Annotated in this window: 14 protein-coding genes; 10 read left to right on the top strand and 4 right to left on the bottom strand. The window is 48.6% G+C overall.

The window, feature by feature from the left end:
• The first annotated feature begins 153 nt into the window (after positions 1-153).
• The 7 genes from lepA to acpS all read left to right on the top strand — a co-directional run bounded on the left by lepA (position 154) and on the right by acpS (position 6,629).
• Entirely contained in the window at positions 154-1,953 is a 1,800-nt protein-coding gene (gene lepA, locus HOY33_RS15030; protein WP_172290946.1) for a translation elongation factor 4, read from the top strand.
• A 15-nt stretch (positions 1,954-1,968) separates the two neighbouring features.
• A complete protein-coding gene (gene lepB, locus HOY33_RS15035; RefSeq protein ID WP_172290947.1) occupies positions 1,969-2,928 on the top strand; it encodes a signal peptidase I in 960 nt (319 codons plus the stop codon).
• Between the two features lie 177 nt (positions 2,929-3,105).
• Entirely contained in the window at positions 3,106-3,786 is a 681-nt protein-coding gene (gene rnc / locus HOY33_RS15040; protein ID WP_172290948.1) for a ribonuclease III, read from the top strand.
• The gene (era, locus tag HOY33_RS15045; RefSeq protein ID WP_172290949.1) at positions 3,783-4,688 is read left to right on the top strand and encodes a GTPase Era; all 906 of its coding nucleotides are present in this window, start codon (positions 3,783-3,785) and stop codon (positions 4,686-4,688) included. Before rnc ends, era begins: the two co-directional genes overlap by 4 nt.
• An 11-nt stretch (positions 4,689-4,699) precedes the next feature.
• Positions 4,700-5,437, top strand: coding sequence for a DNA repair protein RecO (gene recO, locus HOY33_RS15050; protein WP_172290950.1), 738 nt, complete (start codon positions 4,700-4,702; stop codon positions 5,435-5,437).
• A gap of 80 nt (positions 5,438-5,517) precedes the next feature.
• Entirely contained in the window at positions 5,518-6,249 is a 732-nt protein-coding gene (gene pdxJ / locus HOY33_RS15055) for a pyridoxine 5'-phosphate synthase (protein WP_172290951.1), read from the top strand.
• Positions 6,249-6,629: a holo-ACP synthase gene (acpS, locus tag HOY33_RS15060; protein ID WP_172290952.1), complete on the top strand. Its 381-nt coding sequence runs from the start codon at positions 6,249-6,251 to the stop codon at positions 6,627-6,629. The genes pdxJ and acpS overlap by 1 nt, the downstream gene beginning before the upstream one ends.
• Positions 6,630-6,632: 3 nt before the next feature.
• Here the strand turns inward: acpS and HOY33_RS15065 are convergent, their stop codons facing one another.
• Entirely contained in the window at positions 6,633-6,893 is a 261-nt protein-coding gene (locus HOY33_RS15065; RefSeq protein WP_172290953.1) for a YfhL family 4Fe-4S dicluster ferredoxin, read from the bottom strand.
• Between the two features lie 362 nt (positions 6,894-7,255).
• Between HOY33_RS15065 and pdeH the strand changes: the two genes are divergently transcribed.
• Positions 7,256-8,047: a cyclic-guanylate-specific phosphodiesterase gene (gene pdeH, locus HOY33_RS15070; protein WP_172290966.1), complete on the top strand. Its 792-nt coding sequence runs from the start codon at positions 7,256-7,258 to the stop codon at positions 8,045-8,047.
• Positions 8,048-8,859: 812 nt separating this feature from the next.
• Positions 8,860-10,377, top strand: a complete 1,518-nt coding sequence (locus tag HOY33_RS15075; RefSeq protein WP_172290954.1) for a diguanylate cyclase domain-containing protein — start codon at positions 8,860-8,862, stop codon at positions 10,375-10,377.
• Between the two features lie 56 nt (positions 10,378-10,433).
• On the opposite strand, the gene HOY33_RS15080 is transcribed toward HOY33_RS15075, so the two are convergent.
• From HOY33_RS15080 to HOY33_RS15090, 3 genes are all read right to left on the bottom strand, one after another.
• Positions 10,434-11,795, bottom strand: coding sequence for an HlyD family type I secretion periplasmic adaptor subunit (locus HOY33_RS15080; protein ID WP_172290955.1), 1,362 nt, complete (start codon positions 11,793-11,795; stop codon positions 10,434-10,436).
• Entirely contained in the window at positions 11,782-13,968 is a 2,187-nt protein-coding gene (locus HOY33_RS15085; RefSeq protein ID WP_172290956.1) for a type I secretion system permease/ATPase, read from the bottom strand. The genes HOY33_RS15080 and HOY33_RS15085 overlap by 14 nt, the downstream gene beginning before the upstream one ends.
• 123 nt (positions 13,969-14,091) lie before the next feature.
• Positions 14,092-15,447, bottom strand: coding sequence for a TolC family outer membrane protein (locus tag HOY33_RS15090; protein ID WP_172290957.1), 1,356 nt, complete (start codon positions 15,445-15,447; stop codon positions 14,092-14,094).
• Between the two features lie 381 nt (positions 15,448-15,828).
• On the opposite strand from HOY33_RS15090, the gene HOY33_RS15095 reads away from it, so the two are divergent.
• On the top strand, positions 15,829-16,778 hold a 950-nt coding region (locus HOY33_RS15095; protein WP_253906976.1), incomplete at its 3' end, for a retention module-containing protein.

Consider the following 16,778-nt stretch of genomic DNA (forward strand, 5'->3'; position numbering starts at 1 on the left):
ATCAAAGGTAATGCGCGGTACATGACTAGGTTTTCAGTCGTCCGGCATGTAGAATGCAGCGATTCAGGTGGAAGGTCGTCGCTGCTGTTTTCACCTAATGCGCATGCCCATCGGCAAGAATTTCAGGAATATCAAGGTAGAAAAATTTTTATAATGAAGCACATACGAAATTTCTCCATTATTGCCCACATCGACCACGGTAAGTCGACGTTATCTGACCGCATTATCCAGATTTGCGGTGGTTTAACCGAACGTGAAATGGCTGCGCAGGTTCTGGATTCTATGGACCTGGAGCGTGAACGCGGTATCACGATTAAAGCGCAGAGTGTGACGCTGGATTACAAGGCGCAGGATGGTCAAACTTACCAGTTAAACTTCATTGATACTCCCGGACACGTTGACTTTTCTTATGAGGTTTCCCGTTCGCTGGCCGCTTGTGAAGGCGCTTTGCTGGTGGTGGATGCGGGGCAGGGAGTGGAAGCCCAGACGTTGGCGAACTGCTACACTGCGCTGGATATGGATTTAGAGGTTGTTCCGGTACTGAATAAAATCGACCTGCCCGCCGCCGACCCGGACCGCGTCGCGCAGGAAATTGAAGATATCGTCGGTATTGATGCGACGGATGCCGTGCGTTGTTCGGCTAAAACCGGTATCGGCGTGCCCGAAGTATTAGAGCGTCTGGTACGGGACGTTCCCCCTCCCGCAGGAAGTGGGGATGCGCCATTACAGGCGCTGATTATTGACTCCTGGTTTGATAACTACCTGGGCGTTGTGTCGCTGGTGCGCATTAAAAATGGTTCGATGCGTAAAGGCGACAAAATTAAAGTCATGAGCACCGGGCAGGTTTACAACGCTGACCGGCTGGGTATTTTCACCCCGAAACGCCTTGATCGCGACGTGCTCAACTGCGGTGAGGTCGGCTGGCTGGTTTGTGCCATCAAAGATATTCTGGGGGCGCCGGTCGGCGATACGCTGACGCTGGCTCGTCAGCCGGCGGAAAAAGCGTTGCCGGGATTCAAGAAAGTTAAACCTCAGGTATATGCCGGGTTATTCCCCATCAGTTCCGATGATTATGAAGCGTTTCGTGATGCGCTGGGCAAATTGAGCCTTAACGATGCTTCCCTGTTTTACGAACCGGAAAGCTCCACCGCGCTGGGCTTTGGTTTCCGCTGCGGTTTCCTGGGGCTGTTGCACATGGAAATCATTCAGGAACGGCTGGAGCGTGAATACGATCTGGATCTGATCACCACCGCGCCTACGGTTGTTTATGAAGTGGAAACCACCGCCGGCGAGACAGTCTACGTCGATAGCCCGTCAAAGCTGCCGCCGCTGAATAATATTCAGGAATTGCGCGAGCCTATCGCCGAATGCCATATGCTGATGCCGCAGGAGTTCCTGGGGAACGTCATCACGCTGTGTATCGAGAAGCGCGGCGTACAGACCAATATGGTCTATCACGGCAATCAGGTGGCGCTGACGTATGAAATTCCGATGGCGGAAGTGGTGCTCGATTTCTTTGACCGTCTGAAATCGACCTCTCGGGGTTACGCCTCGCTGGACTACAGTTTCAAACGCTTTCAGGCTTCCGACATGGTGCGCGTCGATGTGCTTATCAACGGCGAGCGCGTGGATGCTCTGGCGCTGATTACTCATCGGGATAACGCTCAGTACCGTGGCCGCGATCTGGTGGAAAAGATGAAAGATCTTATCCCGCGTCAGCAGTTTGATATCGCCATTCAGGCGGCGATCGGCAACCACATTATCGCCCGTTCCACCGTTAAGCAGTTGCGCAAGAACGTACTGGCGAAATGTTATGGCGGCGATGTCAGCCGTAAGAAAAAACTATTGCAGAAACAGAAAGATGGTAAGAAACGTATGAAGCAGGTAGGTAACGTTGAATTACCGCAGGAAGCGTTCCTGGCTATTTTGCACGTCGGCAAAGACAACAAATAATCCTGAGGAGTTGGCATGGCCAATATGTTTGCCGTAATTTTGGCGTTGGTAACGCTAGTCACGGGAATTGTCTGGTGCTTTGAACGTTTTATGTGGGCGCCCGCGCGGCGGAAAAAATTTGCGGCGTTGAATGCGCCGGCGGATGACCGCGCAGTGTCAAAAGCCGTTGAGCAACCGGGATGGATCGAAACCGTCGCCTCCATCTTTCCGGTGGTGGCGTTGGTTTTAGTTGTGCGTTCATTTATTTATGAGCCGTTTCAGATCCCCTCCGGTTCCATGATGCCGACATTGCTGATCGGCGATTTTATCCTGGTAGAGAAATTTGCTTACGGTATTAAAGAACCCTTTACTCAGAAAACCTTGATTGAGACCGGCCTTCCGAAGCGTGGCGATATTGCCGTGTTTAAGTATCCATCCGATCCTAAGGTTGATTTTATCAAACGCGTGGTCGGCCTGCCGGGCGATCGGGTCAGTTATAATCCGCTGAGCAAGCAGATTACGATTTACCCGGCCTGCGACGGTCAGCAAATTTGCGATAAAGCACTGGCTGTAACCTATAATAATGTACAGCCCAGCGACTTTGTGCAGACATTCAATCAGCCGGGCCTGGAATCGCGCAGCGGTTTTTATCAGATCCCGGTGAATGAAAATAAAGCCGACGGCATCCGCATGGGGATACGTAAAGAGTCGTTTGGCAATGTGACGCACAATATTCTGGTGGTTCCCGGGGTGCAGGATCAACTCGGCGGATATTATCAGCAGTCGCAACAACCGCTCGCAACCTGGGTTGTGCCGGCCGGTCATTATTTCATGATGGGAGATAACCGCGATAACAGTCTGGATAGCCGTTATTGGGGTTTTGTACCGGAAAGAAATCTGGTTGGTAAAGCGACGACAATCTGGATGAGCTTTGAGAAACAGGAAGGTGAATGGCCTACCGGGGTTCGATTGAGCCGTATTGGCGGTATTCACTAATTCAAGGCGATAAACACGCAGCATTATTACGCTGCCCGTTGTAGAATATTTCCGGAAATAAACGCAGGCTCCCGGTCGGGAGCCAATGCAAACGAAACAGTTTTGGCAGCAAGTTAGCAAGTCAGGACTGTTCCGTGTGCTGTTGTTTTTGACGCATTCTTGATCTATTGGTAACACATGAATCCCATCCTGATAAACCGTTTACAAAGAAAGCTGGGCTATACTTTTCAGCAGTACGAACTTTTGTTACAGGCTCTGACACATCGAAGCGCCAGCAGCAAGCACAATGAAAGGCTTGAGTTTCTGGGCGATTCTATTCTGAGTTTTGTTATCGCGAACGCGCTGTATCACCGTTTTCCCAAGGTGGATGAAGGGGATATGAGCCGGATGCGCGCGACGCTGGTGCGCGGTAATACGCTGGCGGAAATTGCGCGTGAATTTGAATTGGGCGAGTGTCTGCGTCTGGGGCCGGGAGAGTTGAAGAGCGGAGGTTTCCGTCGGGAATCCATTCTGGCTGATACGGTAGAAGCGCTGATCGGGGGGATTTTCCTCGATAGCGATATTCAAACCATTGAGCGGTTGATCCTGAACTGGTATCAAAGCCGACTGGCTGAAATCAGCCCGGGCGATAAGCAAAAAGATCCGAAAACGCGCTTACAGGAATTTTTGCAAGGGCGTCACTTACCGCTGCCGACCTATCTGGTTGTTCAAGTGCGCGGTGAGGCGCACGATCAGGAGTTTACTATTCATTGTCAGGTCAGTGGTTTTAGTGAATCGGTCATCGGCACCGGTTCGAGCCGCCGAAAGGCTGAGCAGGCTGCGGCAGAACAAGCGTTGAAAAAACTGGAGCTTGAATGAGCGAAGAACAGACATACTGCGGTTTTGTCGCGATTGTCGGCCGGCCTAACGTAGGTAAATCCACATTATTGAATCAGCTGCTGGGGCAGAAGATTTCGATTACCTCGCGTAAACCCCAGACCACACGCCATCGCATTATGGGCATCCATACCGAGGGGCCGTATCAGGCTATCTACGTGGATACCCCCGGGCTGCATATTGAGGAGAAGCGGGCAATTAATCGTCTGATGAACCGTGCGGCCAGCAGTTCGATTGGCGATGTCGAGCTGATTATTTTTGTGGTCGAAGGCACGCACTGGAACGATGATGACGAAATGGTGCTGAATAAGCTGCGTGACCAGAAACATCCCGTTCTGCTGGCGATTAACAAAGTGGATAACGTAACGGATAAAACCAAGCTGTTGCCGCATATTCAATTTATCAGTCAGCAAATGAACTTCCTGGATGTGGTGCCGATTTCCGCCGAGAAGGGCACGAACGTCGATACCATCGCCGGCATTGTGCGTAAGCATTTGCCACAGGCGGCACATCATTTCCCGGAAGATTACATTACCGATCGTTCGCAACGGTTTATGGCTTCAGAAATTATTCGTGAAAAACTGATGCGCTTTCTGGGTGAGGAATTGCCCTACTCGGTAACGGTGGAGATTGAGCGTTTCGTCACCAATGAACGCGGCGGGTATGACATCAACGGGCTGATTCTTGTCGAACGTGAAGGTCAGAAGAAAATGGTGATCGGCAACAAAGGCTCTAAAATTAAAACCATCGGCATTGAAGCTCGCCAGGATATGGAAGAGATGTTTGAAGCCAAAGTTCACCTCGAATTATGGGTAAAAGTAAAATCAGGCTGGGCGGACGACGAACGTGCGCTGCGTAGCCTGGGTTACAGTGAAGACTTGTAAGGCCGATGCCGATGGAAGGCTGGCAACGCGCGTTTGTCTTGCATGGGCGACCTTACAGCGAAACCAGTCTACTACTGGATTTATTCAGTGAAAGCGATGGTCGGGTTCGGGTGCTTGCCAAAGGCGCCCGGGCGCGTCGTTCAAGTCTGAAAGGCTGCTTGCAGCCTTTTACTCCTCTGCTGGTTCGCTGGAGCGGGCGGGGCGAAGTGAAAACCCTGCGCAATGCCGAGCCAGTCTCTCTGGCGCTTCCGCTTAGCGGAAGTATGCTCTACAGCGGTTTATACGTGAATGAACTGCTGGCCCGGGTTCTGGAGCATGAAACCAATTATTCCGCGCTCTTTTTTGATTATCTCAACTGTTTGCAGCAGCTTGCCGTTCAGAATGTCTCGCCTGAGCCGGCATTGCGCCGCTTTGAGCTTGCCTTGCTGGGGAACCTGGGATATGGCGTGGATTTTCTGCATTGTGCCGGGAGCGGCGAACCGGTAGCCGATAGCATGACCTACCGCTATCGTGAAGAGAAAGGCTTTATTGCCAGCCTGGTCGTCGATAACAACAGCTTTACCGGTTATGAGTTGCGCGCGTTGGCGTCACGGGAGTTTCCCGACGCGGCGACATTACGCGCGGCCAAGCGTTTTACCCGTATCGCCCTAAAACCTTATCTTGGCGGTAAGCCGCTGAAAAGCCGTGAACTGTTTCGCCAGTTTTTACCTAAGTTCGATTTACCGAAAACCCCGCCTGCCGATAAATAATCCTGCTTCTTCTGTACCCGGAAACGCGCACATCGGTGTAAACTGCCTTTTATTACGCATTATTTTATCGAGGATTTACCATGGCTGAGCTGTTATTGGGCGTTAATATCGATCACATCGCAACCCTGCGTAATGCCCGCGGTACCGCCTATCCGGACCCGGTGCAGGCTGCCTTTTTGGCTGAGCAGGCGGGGGCTGACGGGATTACCGTCCACCTGCGTGAAGATCGTCGTCATATCACCGATCGTGATGTCCGTATCCTGCGGGAAACCATTCAAACCCGTATGAATCTGGAAATGGCCGTGACCGAAGAGATGGTGAATATTGCCTGTGAGTTGAAACCGCATTTTTGCTGTCTGGTGCCTGAAAAACGTCAGGAAGTGACCACCGAGGGCGGACTGGATGTTGCGGGTCAGCAGGAGAAAATGAACGATGCGGTGGCCAGATTAAGTCGCGCGGGGATCCAGGTGTCCTTGTTCATTGATGCCGATAAACGCCAAATCGATGCGGCCGCCGCTAGCGGCGCGCCTTACATCGAAATCCATACCGGCGCTTATGCCGATGCCGTCGATGAACCGTCCCGTCAACATGAGTTTGCGCGCATCCGCGAGGCTGCTGCCTATGCCGCGGGCAAAGGATTGAAAGTCAATGCCGGCCACGGTCTGACCTACCATAATGTGCTGCCTATTGCGGCGTTGCCGGAAATGCATGAGTTGAACATCGGTCACGCCATTATCGGACGTGCGGTGATGAGTGGCTTGGGCACTGCGGTTGTTGAAATGAAAGCGCTGTTGCGGGAAGCGCGACGCTGATGGCGATCCTCGGTCTCGGAACGGATATTGTCGAGATCGCTCGCATCGAATGGGTGATTGAGCGTTCGGGGGAGCGGCTGGCGCGGCGGATTTTGACGGAAAATGAGTGGCGACAATATCAGCAGCATCGGCAACCGGCCCGTTTTCTTGCCAAGCGCTTTGCCGTTAAGGAAGCGGCGTCGAAAGCCTTTGGTACTGGAATTCGCAACGGGTTGGCTTTTACTCAGTTTGAGGTATTTAACGACGAACTGGGGAAGCCTTGCCTGCGCTTTTTTGCCAAAGCTTCCGAGCTGGCTGCTCGTCTGGGGGTAAAGCATGTGCATGTTACCCTGGCGGATGAGCGGCGTTACGCATGCGCAACGGTGATTATCGAAGATTAAGGCTCAGAGTTTGTCCGCGTGATGCAGTAACACGTACTTTTCCCACAACTGCTCATTCCCTTCCTGGTGCTCGGGATCCTTGATGATGGTGTTGTCGATCGGACACACTTTCTGACAGGTTGGCGTGTCGTAATGCCCGACACATTCCGTGCACCGGCTGGCATCGATTTCGTAGATGTCCATGCCCATTGCGATAGCCTGGTTGGGACATTCAGGTTCACACATATCGCAGTTGATACATTTATGGGTGATGAGTAACGCCATGATGATCTTCTATCTTACAAACAGGGCGCAGATTATACCTGCTGACAGCGGTTTTAAACACGCTCAACTGTCGTTGACGGACAAATAGATAGTGAAGTTATAGGGTAAAAAAACCATCTGTTCGTTAAATTGGTTCTGAGTTTATCCTTTAGAATACCAACATCAGCCAATACGACTGTGACTCTCGGATTTTAATCTATTGATTTATAACTTAAATTAATGTAATTGTGATGCTAGTATTTTATGCGCCTCAGGTAGTGGACATAGATTAATCAGTATCGTTGATAAAGTTTGTTTCTGGAGAGTCGATAACGGTATATACCCGTGTAGATCTGGTTTTTATAACTAATAGTGTCAGTCTAATGGCGGAAATTATAGTGCAACAGGAAGGGAATTTTAATCAGTTTGGGCTATTGTTTCCCCAGCAGGGGAACGCTGAATCATTGGATCCTGACTACTGGCGTCAATGCCAGCGGCGGTATACTTTTCAGCCGATTTACCGAACATCAGGTAAATTGATGGCTATTGAGTTATTAACCTCGGTTTTTTCCCCTTCCTTGCCACAACAGTTTGTTTCTCCTGAAAAATATTTTGCCAACATCAATGTTGACGCGCGTCTGAAAATTATTGTGGAGCAACTGCAACTTCTGTCCCAGTGGCACCTGCGTTTTATCCGTGACGACCTGGTGGCATCGCTTAATATTGACGGTATGACGTTGCTTGCTTTACAAAAAAGTCATGAAGCGAAAAGGCTTATCTCTTCGATGCCCTGGATCCGTTTCGAGATGGTAGAAAACCAGGGGGGATTACCGAAAGAGATCTTGACGAAACTGCCCGAAGCGCAAACGCTCTGGTTGGATGATTTTGGTTGCGGGATGGCGAATTTTTCATCATTAATGTTGGCGCAGTATGATTGCATTAAAGTTGCCCGTGAACTGTTTATTCTGCTACAGCAAAGCGGTGAAGGCCGTGAGGTTTTCCCTGCGCTGATTGCCTTGCTCGCGCGCTTTTGCAATTACGTCGTTATTGAAGGAATTGAGACGAAAGAAGAGTGGGCCATTGTTAAATCCTCGCATGCGGATGCTGCACAGGGATACTATCTTTCTCGTCCTCAACCATTTGATAACTTTGATGCGCTAAGAACGGAACTTTAGGTGAAAGTTTCTACTCGATCATCTTTTTCTCTGAGCATTGATTAACGCTTTGCAATGCACGTTATTCTAAATCTGATTTTATCCTTTCTTTATTCCTTTCCTCCTCAACGCTATTACGTCGGTTAACGTTTACTGATTCCAAAAAATCAGGCGCATTATGATAATTTTTTCTTATAGTTAAAAAAAGTGTTTTGATTTGTTGGTTTACTTGTTTGTGTTGTTTTATTTCTTAATTTTTGTTAAATGCAGTGATTGATATTGTTAAATGGTGAGGCGGTGTTTTTTGTGCTTTTTGTTGGTAAATAAGCATCCGATGTCAGAAAAATTGTCAAAAGGTTTTCATCTTCACTTAATTAATTGATTATTAATGATAAAAAAATCAATGTTTGTTACTAACGATCGAAAATCGTTTTATGATAGGTTTTTTTGATTAAAATGGTGATATCTATTGGTATAATTGATTTGCTTACAAAAAATTGATGTTCAGAATATATCATCATACGTGTGGTGGGATATTTTCTAATCTCATTAGCAAAACTTATAACATAAACAATTACTAATACTAAATTAAAACACTTTTTTGATCTTGTTGTTCTTATTTACACACAGTCATAGGCGGGGGTTTTATGTTGATGTTTTTATGTTTCTGAATTCTTCAGTTCTCTGGAGCACTTTTTCTTTCATCCTTTCCGCTCTCCGGAAATGCGCCAATCCTGAAAATCGATGGGATAGGGATTTATTACCGGGATTTTTCGTCACCAGTGATGTGATTTGTACGATCAGGACCGCTCGGCCCTGAGGAGAGTGCTATTGTGTATGAAATTATAATAACCATATTGTTAGTGCTGTTGTTGTTTTCTTCTGTAAAGAATAGAAAAATTAAACAAAAGTTTAATTCTGAGCAGAAAAAACAAAATTTTCTAAACATGGTTTTCTTTGCGACGGAATATAGTCCTGCTTCTATTATGATTGCGGATGAAAATTGTAAAATTATTTATGTCAATCGTCAATTTATTACTATGTCTGGTTATATGCCGGATGAAGTGATTGGTAAAAAAACGAATATATTAAGCTCGGGAATGACTAACGTAAGCGTCTATGAAGATCTGTGGACCACCATAAATAAAGGCGATATCTGGAGCGGTGAATTTATTAATCGTCGGAAAGATGGACAGTTGTATTGGGAAAAAGCCAATATCGTTAAAATATATAATAAAGCCAATAATTCAACTCAATACGTTGGCGTTAAGCTTGATATCACCGAGAGAAAAACACAAGAGCATCATGATAACTCTTATAATCGAGCATTGGAGCTTTTATCAAGCGGCGCTCCGTTAAAAGATATTCTTGATGCCATCATATTTAGCGTGGAAGAAAAAAATCCTGGCCGCATAGTATGCTCGGTATTGCTGGTTGATAAAGATAAGAGATGCCTGACTTTAGGATCGGCGCCCAGTTTACCGGGCTTTTATAAAAATGCGATTCATAACGTTAAAATTGCTGATGGCGCCGCTTCATTTGGAACCGCGGCCTATACCGGAAAACGCGTAATCGCCGATGATATCTCTGTCCATCCTGATTGGTCTCTATATAAAGGGCTGGCTTTATATGCAGGTTTGCGTTCATGCTGGTCTGAACCTATTTTTGGGCAAAATAAAGAAATATTAGGCGTGCTCAGTGTTTATCATAGAAAAGTGTATGTCCCTAATGATGAAGAGGTTTTTTCTATTGAGAAATCTGCTCAGCTAATATCCATCGCCATAGAACGATATCGCGCTATTGATATGTTGCGCCGCAGTGAAGAGCACTATCGCCAGCTGGCGCATTATGATTCATTAACTTCATTGGCGAATGGTCTAACCTTTGCAGAGCAAATGGAGCAGGCAATACTGCTGTCTAAGCAAACAGGCAGAAAGATTGCATTGATGTTCCTCGATCTTGATAAATTTAAACAGATAAATGACTCTTTCGGCCATGCCGTTGGCGATTTGTTATTAAAGGAAGCCGCAACGCGGATGCGCGGTGCGGTAAGGGATTCAGATACGGTATATCGGCGCAGCGGCGATGAATTCATCATTTTATTACAGGGTATCAAGGAAGTTGACAACACGCTGTATGTTGCTGATAAAATTCACAAAGCGTTAAACGAACCCTTTGATATTGAAGGAAAAAGGCTTGATATATCCTGTAGTATCGGTATCGCGCTGTACCCGGAGCACGGTACTGATTCCCTGACACTGGCAATTAATGCGGACTCTGCCATGTATCAGGCAAAAGCCCTGGGTCGTAGTCAAACCCAAATTTATCATGATTTAAATAATCATAAATAAAAGGGTGATTGTGATAGTTAAGTAAAAAAGCTTTTCGCAAGAAAAGCTTTTTTCAGTCATCTTTCCCGCAGTGCTTCCGCTCTGGCCCGAATAATGGGTTTCAATAGATAGCTGAGAATCGTTTTCTTGCCGGTTATTATATCGACCGACGCTACCATGCCGGGAATAATAAGCAGCGGTTTCTCAGCGCTTCCCAGATAGTTTTTATCAGTACGCAACCGAATAATATAAAAACTATTCCCTTCTTTATCCGTCACCGTATCCGGACTAATCTGTTCAAGCTGGCCTTTTAGCCCGCCATAGATGGTGTAATCATAAGCGGTGAGTTTGATGATGGCTTCCTGGCCGGGGTGCAGAAAAGCGATATCCTGAGGACGGATCCTGGCCTCGACCAACAGGTTGTCATCCAGCGGAACAATTTCCACCAAATCGCTCCCCGGCTGAATAACGCCGCCAATAGTGTTCACCAGAATTTGTTGGACAATACCCCGGACGGGAGAAACGACTAAAGTACGATTTACCCTATCTTCCAATGCCTTACCGGTGGCGGCGATCTTATTCAGGTTGGTTTGAGCCTCATTCAACTGCGCCAGCGCATCGCTTCTGTAACGCCCACGCGTTTCCTCAATTTTACTCTCGATCTCTTTTATGGCTGACTCGGCCCGGGGTATCGACAGCGTGACAGACTCCAACTGGCCTTTGGTTTCCACCTCGGCGCGTCGCAAACGTAACACTTCCACCTTGGAAATCGCACCTTCGGCGATAAGCGGTTCAGACATCCTGATTTCTTGCTGAAGCAGATTCAGACTGTTGCGGAACTGGATCTGTTTGGCCGAGAAATCCCGTAACTCCTGGCGGCGTTGTATCAGTTGTTGTTCCAACCCGGATATTTCATTATGGAACTGCTGGCGTCGGCTGTTATATAGCTTTCGCTCGCCATCAGCCACTTCCGGCGTCAGCGCGGCTATGTTGTCTGGTAACGTTAAATCACGATCGTTAATCTCGGCATTCAGCCGCTCAATCCTCAAGATTAAAGCCAGCCGATCTGCTTCGGTTTCTCCGACATTGGAAGCAAAGCGGGTATCGTCAAGCCGTAGTAAAGGGGCGCCGGCCTGAACTACCTGACCTTCTCGTACAAACAGTTCAGTGACAATCCCGCCTTCCAGATTCTGGATTTTTTGCAGCCGGGAGGAGGGGATCGCCTTGCCATCCCCGCGCGTGACTTCGTCTACGTTGGCGAATGCCGCCCAAAGAATGAAAAACAAGAAAAAGGCTCCGATGCTCCATAGCGTGACGCGAATGATTCTGGGGGAATCTTCCACCATGGCGCGACTGACTTCAGGCATGGTCTGAAGGCTGTCTTCATCTCGTTTGGTAAAATAACGCCCGATGCGTTTAGCATATTTAACGAGACACATTGATCTGCCCCTTCTTTAAGGCATCCATCACGATGGCTTTCGGGCCGTCGGCAATAATGCGCCCTTTATCGACAATAATTAAACGATCGACTAACGCCAACATGGATGCCCGATGGGTCACCAGTAATAGCGTTTTGTTGGCGAGCACCGGAACTAACGCCTGCTTGAGCCGATCCTCACTGGTGTTATCCATAGAGCTGGTTGGTTCATCAAAAATCAGAATTGGCGGATCGAGCAGAAGTGCTCTGGCCAGCGCGACAGCCTGGCGCTGGCCGCCGGATAACTGCTGACCGCGCTCGCCAACCTGCAGGTTATACCCATCCGGATGCAAACGGGCAAACTCATTAACGCCCGCTATTTCAGCCGCCTGTAGCATCGTTTCATCTTCAACGTAACGCGCACCGCTGATTAGGTTATCGCGTAGCGATCCGCTGAAAAGCTGAATGTCCTGCGGAACATAGCCGATGTTGTGCCGCAGATCGCTGACGTCCAACTGGCGCGCGTCGACGCCATCAATAAGAATATTACCCGTTGCCGGCTGATAGAGATTGACGATCAATTTTTGCAGCGAGCTTTTACCGGATCCACTCCGGCCGATGATGCCCACTTTTTCACCAGGATTGATTGAAATATTGATGCCTTGCAACGAGCTGTTTTTCTGCTCAGGGTAATTGAACGTCACATCGCGGAACTCGATGCTGCCGCGAATGCTTTCCCGCTTAAGCGGACGTTCATTATCACTGCGTTCCTGCGGCAGTTGCATCATCTGTTCCGTCGTTTCCATCGTCAGGCGAGCCTGCTGGTAACGGGTAACCAGACCTGAAAGTTGCCCCAACGGTATGAGCGCCCGGCCATTCAGCATATAGCAGGCGATTAATCCCCCCATGCTGAGTTTGCCGTTGATCAACATATATACGCCGACCACGATCATGGCGACGCCGGCAAATTGCTGAATCCATTGCGTCAGATTAACCGCCAACGATGACAATGCCTTGGCCCGCATTTCCAGCCGGCTGAGGCTACCGATGGTTTGTTCCCACTGATATTGCCGTTCGCTTTCCGCATTATTGACTTTTATTGCATCCAGGGCGCTTAACGTTTCGATCAATGTCGCCTGACGTTCGCTGGCCAGGTGCATCGTTTTTTCAATCGTCGTCGCTAACGGTTTTTGCAGCGCCCAACTGGTAAGCAAAGCGATGGGGTAGGCGAGTATCGAAACCCAGACCAATGGCCCGCCGATAATACCGATTACCAGCAGAAGTAATAACGTGAAAGGAAAATCGATCAGCGTGGTCAATGTTAATGAAGAGAGAAAATCTCTGAGCGATTGAAACTCATGAATATTTTGAGCAAAGCTGCCGACCCGCGCCGGGCGGGCTTTCATCGACATACCGGTGATACGTTCAAATAGCGTGGCTGAAATAATCAGATCGGTTTTTTTCCCGGCGATATCAAGACAAATGCCACGCAGGGTTTTCAATATCAAATCAAAGATAAATGCCCCGGTAATGCCAATCGCCAGCACCCACAAGGTTGCCGTTGCATGATTGGGGACGACCCTGTCATAAACATTCATAATGAACAGCGGCGTTGCTAACGCGATGATATTAACCAGCAGGCTGGCAAGAACCGCATCCAGGTAAAGAAAGCGCGACAGTTTAAGCGTATCTTTGAACCAGGATTGGGTTCGGGGGATGAGTGAGTCGGTCTGAATATCAACCTGATGTCGGGGATGGGCAAACATCGCCAGTCCCAGATAGTTCTGCTGCAATGTGTTGTGATCGACGGTAATTTCCCCGCCTTCTGTTTCACTGGGCATGATGCGGGCGCTGCCATCAGCATTCCAACCCAGTAAAACGGCCGCTCTTCCTTCACGTAACAACAGCATTGCCGGAAGCGACATTTCCGCAATTTTGTCCAGCGGCCGCTTTAGCACTCGGCCTTGTAATCCCGCTCGGGACGCCGCTCTGGGCAGTAACTTCACCGACAGACGCTGGTTGGCAAGGGGTAGCCCGGCGGTTAACGTTGCTCTGCTGACCGATTTCCCCTGCAAAGAACACAGTATTAGCAAACTATCCAGCAACGGATCGTCATGACGACCACGAGGATCGCTATGTTCATGGGCAACCGATTCGTCAGGATGGTTAGTATCGTGAACAGAATGCAACTTCATTTAGCTGAACTTTCCCTTACTCAACGCGGTCCCTGCAATTGATAATTTGTATATAGGCTGTCCCGACAAGGCCGGGAAGCTTATATACAAACATGATTTATTGAAATTGGATAATCAAATATATTAATTCAGCCTAGGTAACTCTGCATGTGTTGTCACGTTCGTAAGGCTATTACCCGCCGAAGGCGCCGGGATTGATAAACTATTTAATAAATCTCCCATCCGGGATTTTATCCGATACCCGGTAAACAATGCCGTAAACCGGACTTCCACCAGACGCCGCTGTGCGGTGAATAATTCATTTTCACTGTCCAGTAAGTCCAGTAGTGTTCGTTCGCCCAGACTAAACTGTTTCTGATAAGCGGTGCGTACTCTCATACTCCGGTCGGCATATTCTGCGGCAATAGGCAGTTGCTGATGGGAGTTATTTAAGGCCGACCACGCCAATCGAAGTTCCTCATTGAGCATACGCAGGGCGTTATTTCTTACATCCTGCGCTTCTTTTACCTGATAAGCCTTTGATTCCATGCTGGCTTTACCGCTGCCGCCTTCGTACAGGTTGTAACGCATTCTCAACATCGCCTGCCATTCGTTGTTGTGGCCGCGGGCGCCATCAATGTTGTTATCCATATTGCGCGCCAGCTCAATATTTACGCGTGGATAAAAGGTTGCTTTCGCCGCCTCGTATTGCTGTTTGGTCGCCTCAATGTCGGATTCGGCGGATTTCAACGCCGGATTATTAGCTAGCATGGTATGTTGCGCTTCTGCCAGCGACGCGGGCAGAGTGATGGCGGCGTTGTCGGGAATAACAAGACTATTAGGCTCTTTACCGATAACGCTGTAGTAATTGGTCCGGGCGTCATCGAGATTTGTTTTTTCCGTCAATACGTTATTGCGGGCCTGGGCCAGACGGGCTTCGGCCTGCTCCATATCGGCAAGACGGCCGACGCCTTGCTCACTACGCAATTTTATCTGATCGTAGATACGTTCATGGCTGGCAAGGTTGGCCTCCGCAAGTCGCACAAATTCCTGACGTTGCAGTACATCGAGATAAACCTGTACCGCGTCTAACGCCGTGGCTTCACTGGTGTTTAATACTTTGTATGCCCGGGAGTTTACCGTCGCGCGCTGACGACCGACCTCGCTGGACGTGGCGAAACCATCAAAAACAGTCTGACTTAGGTTGATGCTTGATTCACTGCGATGCAGTCCGACACGGTGATTACCGCTGGCGCGGGTTGAGGCGCTGTCCGTTTCTTCACGGCCGGTTCCGGCGTTTAACGTTATCGAGGGGAGATATCCCCCTTTGGCGGCGCTTAAATCGTGGTCGGCCGAGAAACGACTGTTAACTGAGGCGCTGACTTCAGGATGGGTATTAAGAGCGTGTTTTATCGCGTCCTGAATAGTATCGGCATGAGTGGAATGAGTAAAAACCGTCATCAAAAGTAATGTAGAGAAACTATATTTATTATGCGACATACTATTATTTTCCTTCACAAATGTTGTTTTTGTGATTATTCCTATTCCTGCAAAAGATTATTATACTAATGGTTTGCAAACTAACTTAATAATAAATATAAGAATATCAATATGTTACTCTTTTGCAAGAAAATGAGAATTAGCTAAAATATATTAATTACTCAATATGAGTAAAGTTCTGGAAAGAATATTCTGAATTTTTTATTATATTAGCCATCGAGTCAAGAGATTGACGCATAAGAACGCTAATTTATGGCGACACCTCAATACGTTGTCAGAACGATACACAGCAAGAGCAGCCCGTTAGGATGATGTCGTAAGTTTTTTACTAAAATTTATCTGTTACATAAAAATAATTATAGATATCAAGAGGAAACTATTTTGAATAGCGTAATCGGTATCATCAAATTCGTTATTGGTCAGGTTTTTGTCATCGCATTGGATGGCAGTCAACGGTTAGTGGTCGCGGGTGAGCGTATCTATAGTGGTGAAGAAGTCGTTACGGGAGACAACGGCTCCGTTTCTATAACGTTACCTGACGGCCGCACGCTGGATTTAGGCCGCGACAGCCGCTGGAGCGACGTCGCCGGCGTGACGCCTCAGAATGCCGCGGCGGCGGACGACGAGGTCGCATCCTTACAATCGGCCATCGCCCAGGGGGAAGACCCGACACAAGTATTGGATCCGACGGCAGCGGGCAATGAAGATATTGGTGAAGCCGGCGACGGCGGCGGCAGCCATACGCCGGTCGTTCTGGATCTTACCGGAGAAATTGTTGAAGCCTCAATCGGGTATGACTCCACACCTCAAACTGTTGCTGCGGATCTTGATACTGTGGAGAGTAATGCCGGCTCAGCGGCGTTAGTAGCCTCCGACACCGCTTCCACTGATACCGGTGTCGATACCGCAGTACCTCCTGCTTTGACGCTTACCATCAATGATGACGGTACGATTAGTTTCACCTTTACAAAACCTCCGGTGGGTTTTGATGAAAATGATATTACGGTTGAGAATGGTACGCTAAGCGGCCTGACTCAGGATCCGAACTCCCCGACTCAGTGGACAGCGGTGATAACACCTCGCCCTGATTTTGAGGGAGAGGTGAGTATTCATGTTCCTGACGGCAGTTACACCGACGAGAACGGGACGCCAGGCACTGGCGTAAGTGGTTCGACAACGGTTGATACACTGGCCCCGGATGCGTCGATCAGTATTGATACGATTACGGCTGACAACGTAGTGAATGCCGCCGAGTCCGGCCAAACCATCAGCGTCACCGGCCAGGTGGGCGATCAGGTGCGGGCCGGTGATGCGATCACGGTGACTGTCGG

The sequence above is a fragment of the Brenneria sp. hezel4-2-4 genome, from assembly GCF_013155275.1.
GTDB lineage: Bacteria > Pseudomonadota > Gammaproteobacteria > Enterobacterales > Enterobacteriaceae > Brenneria.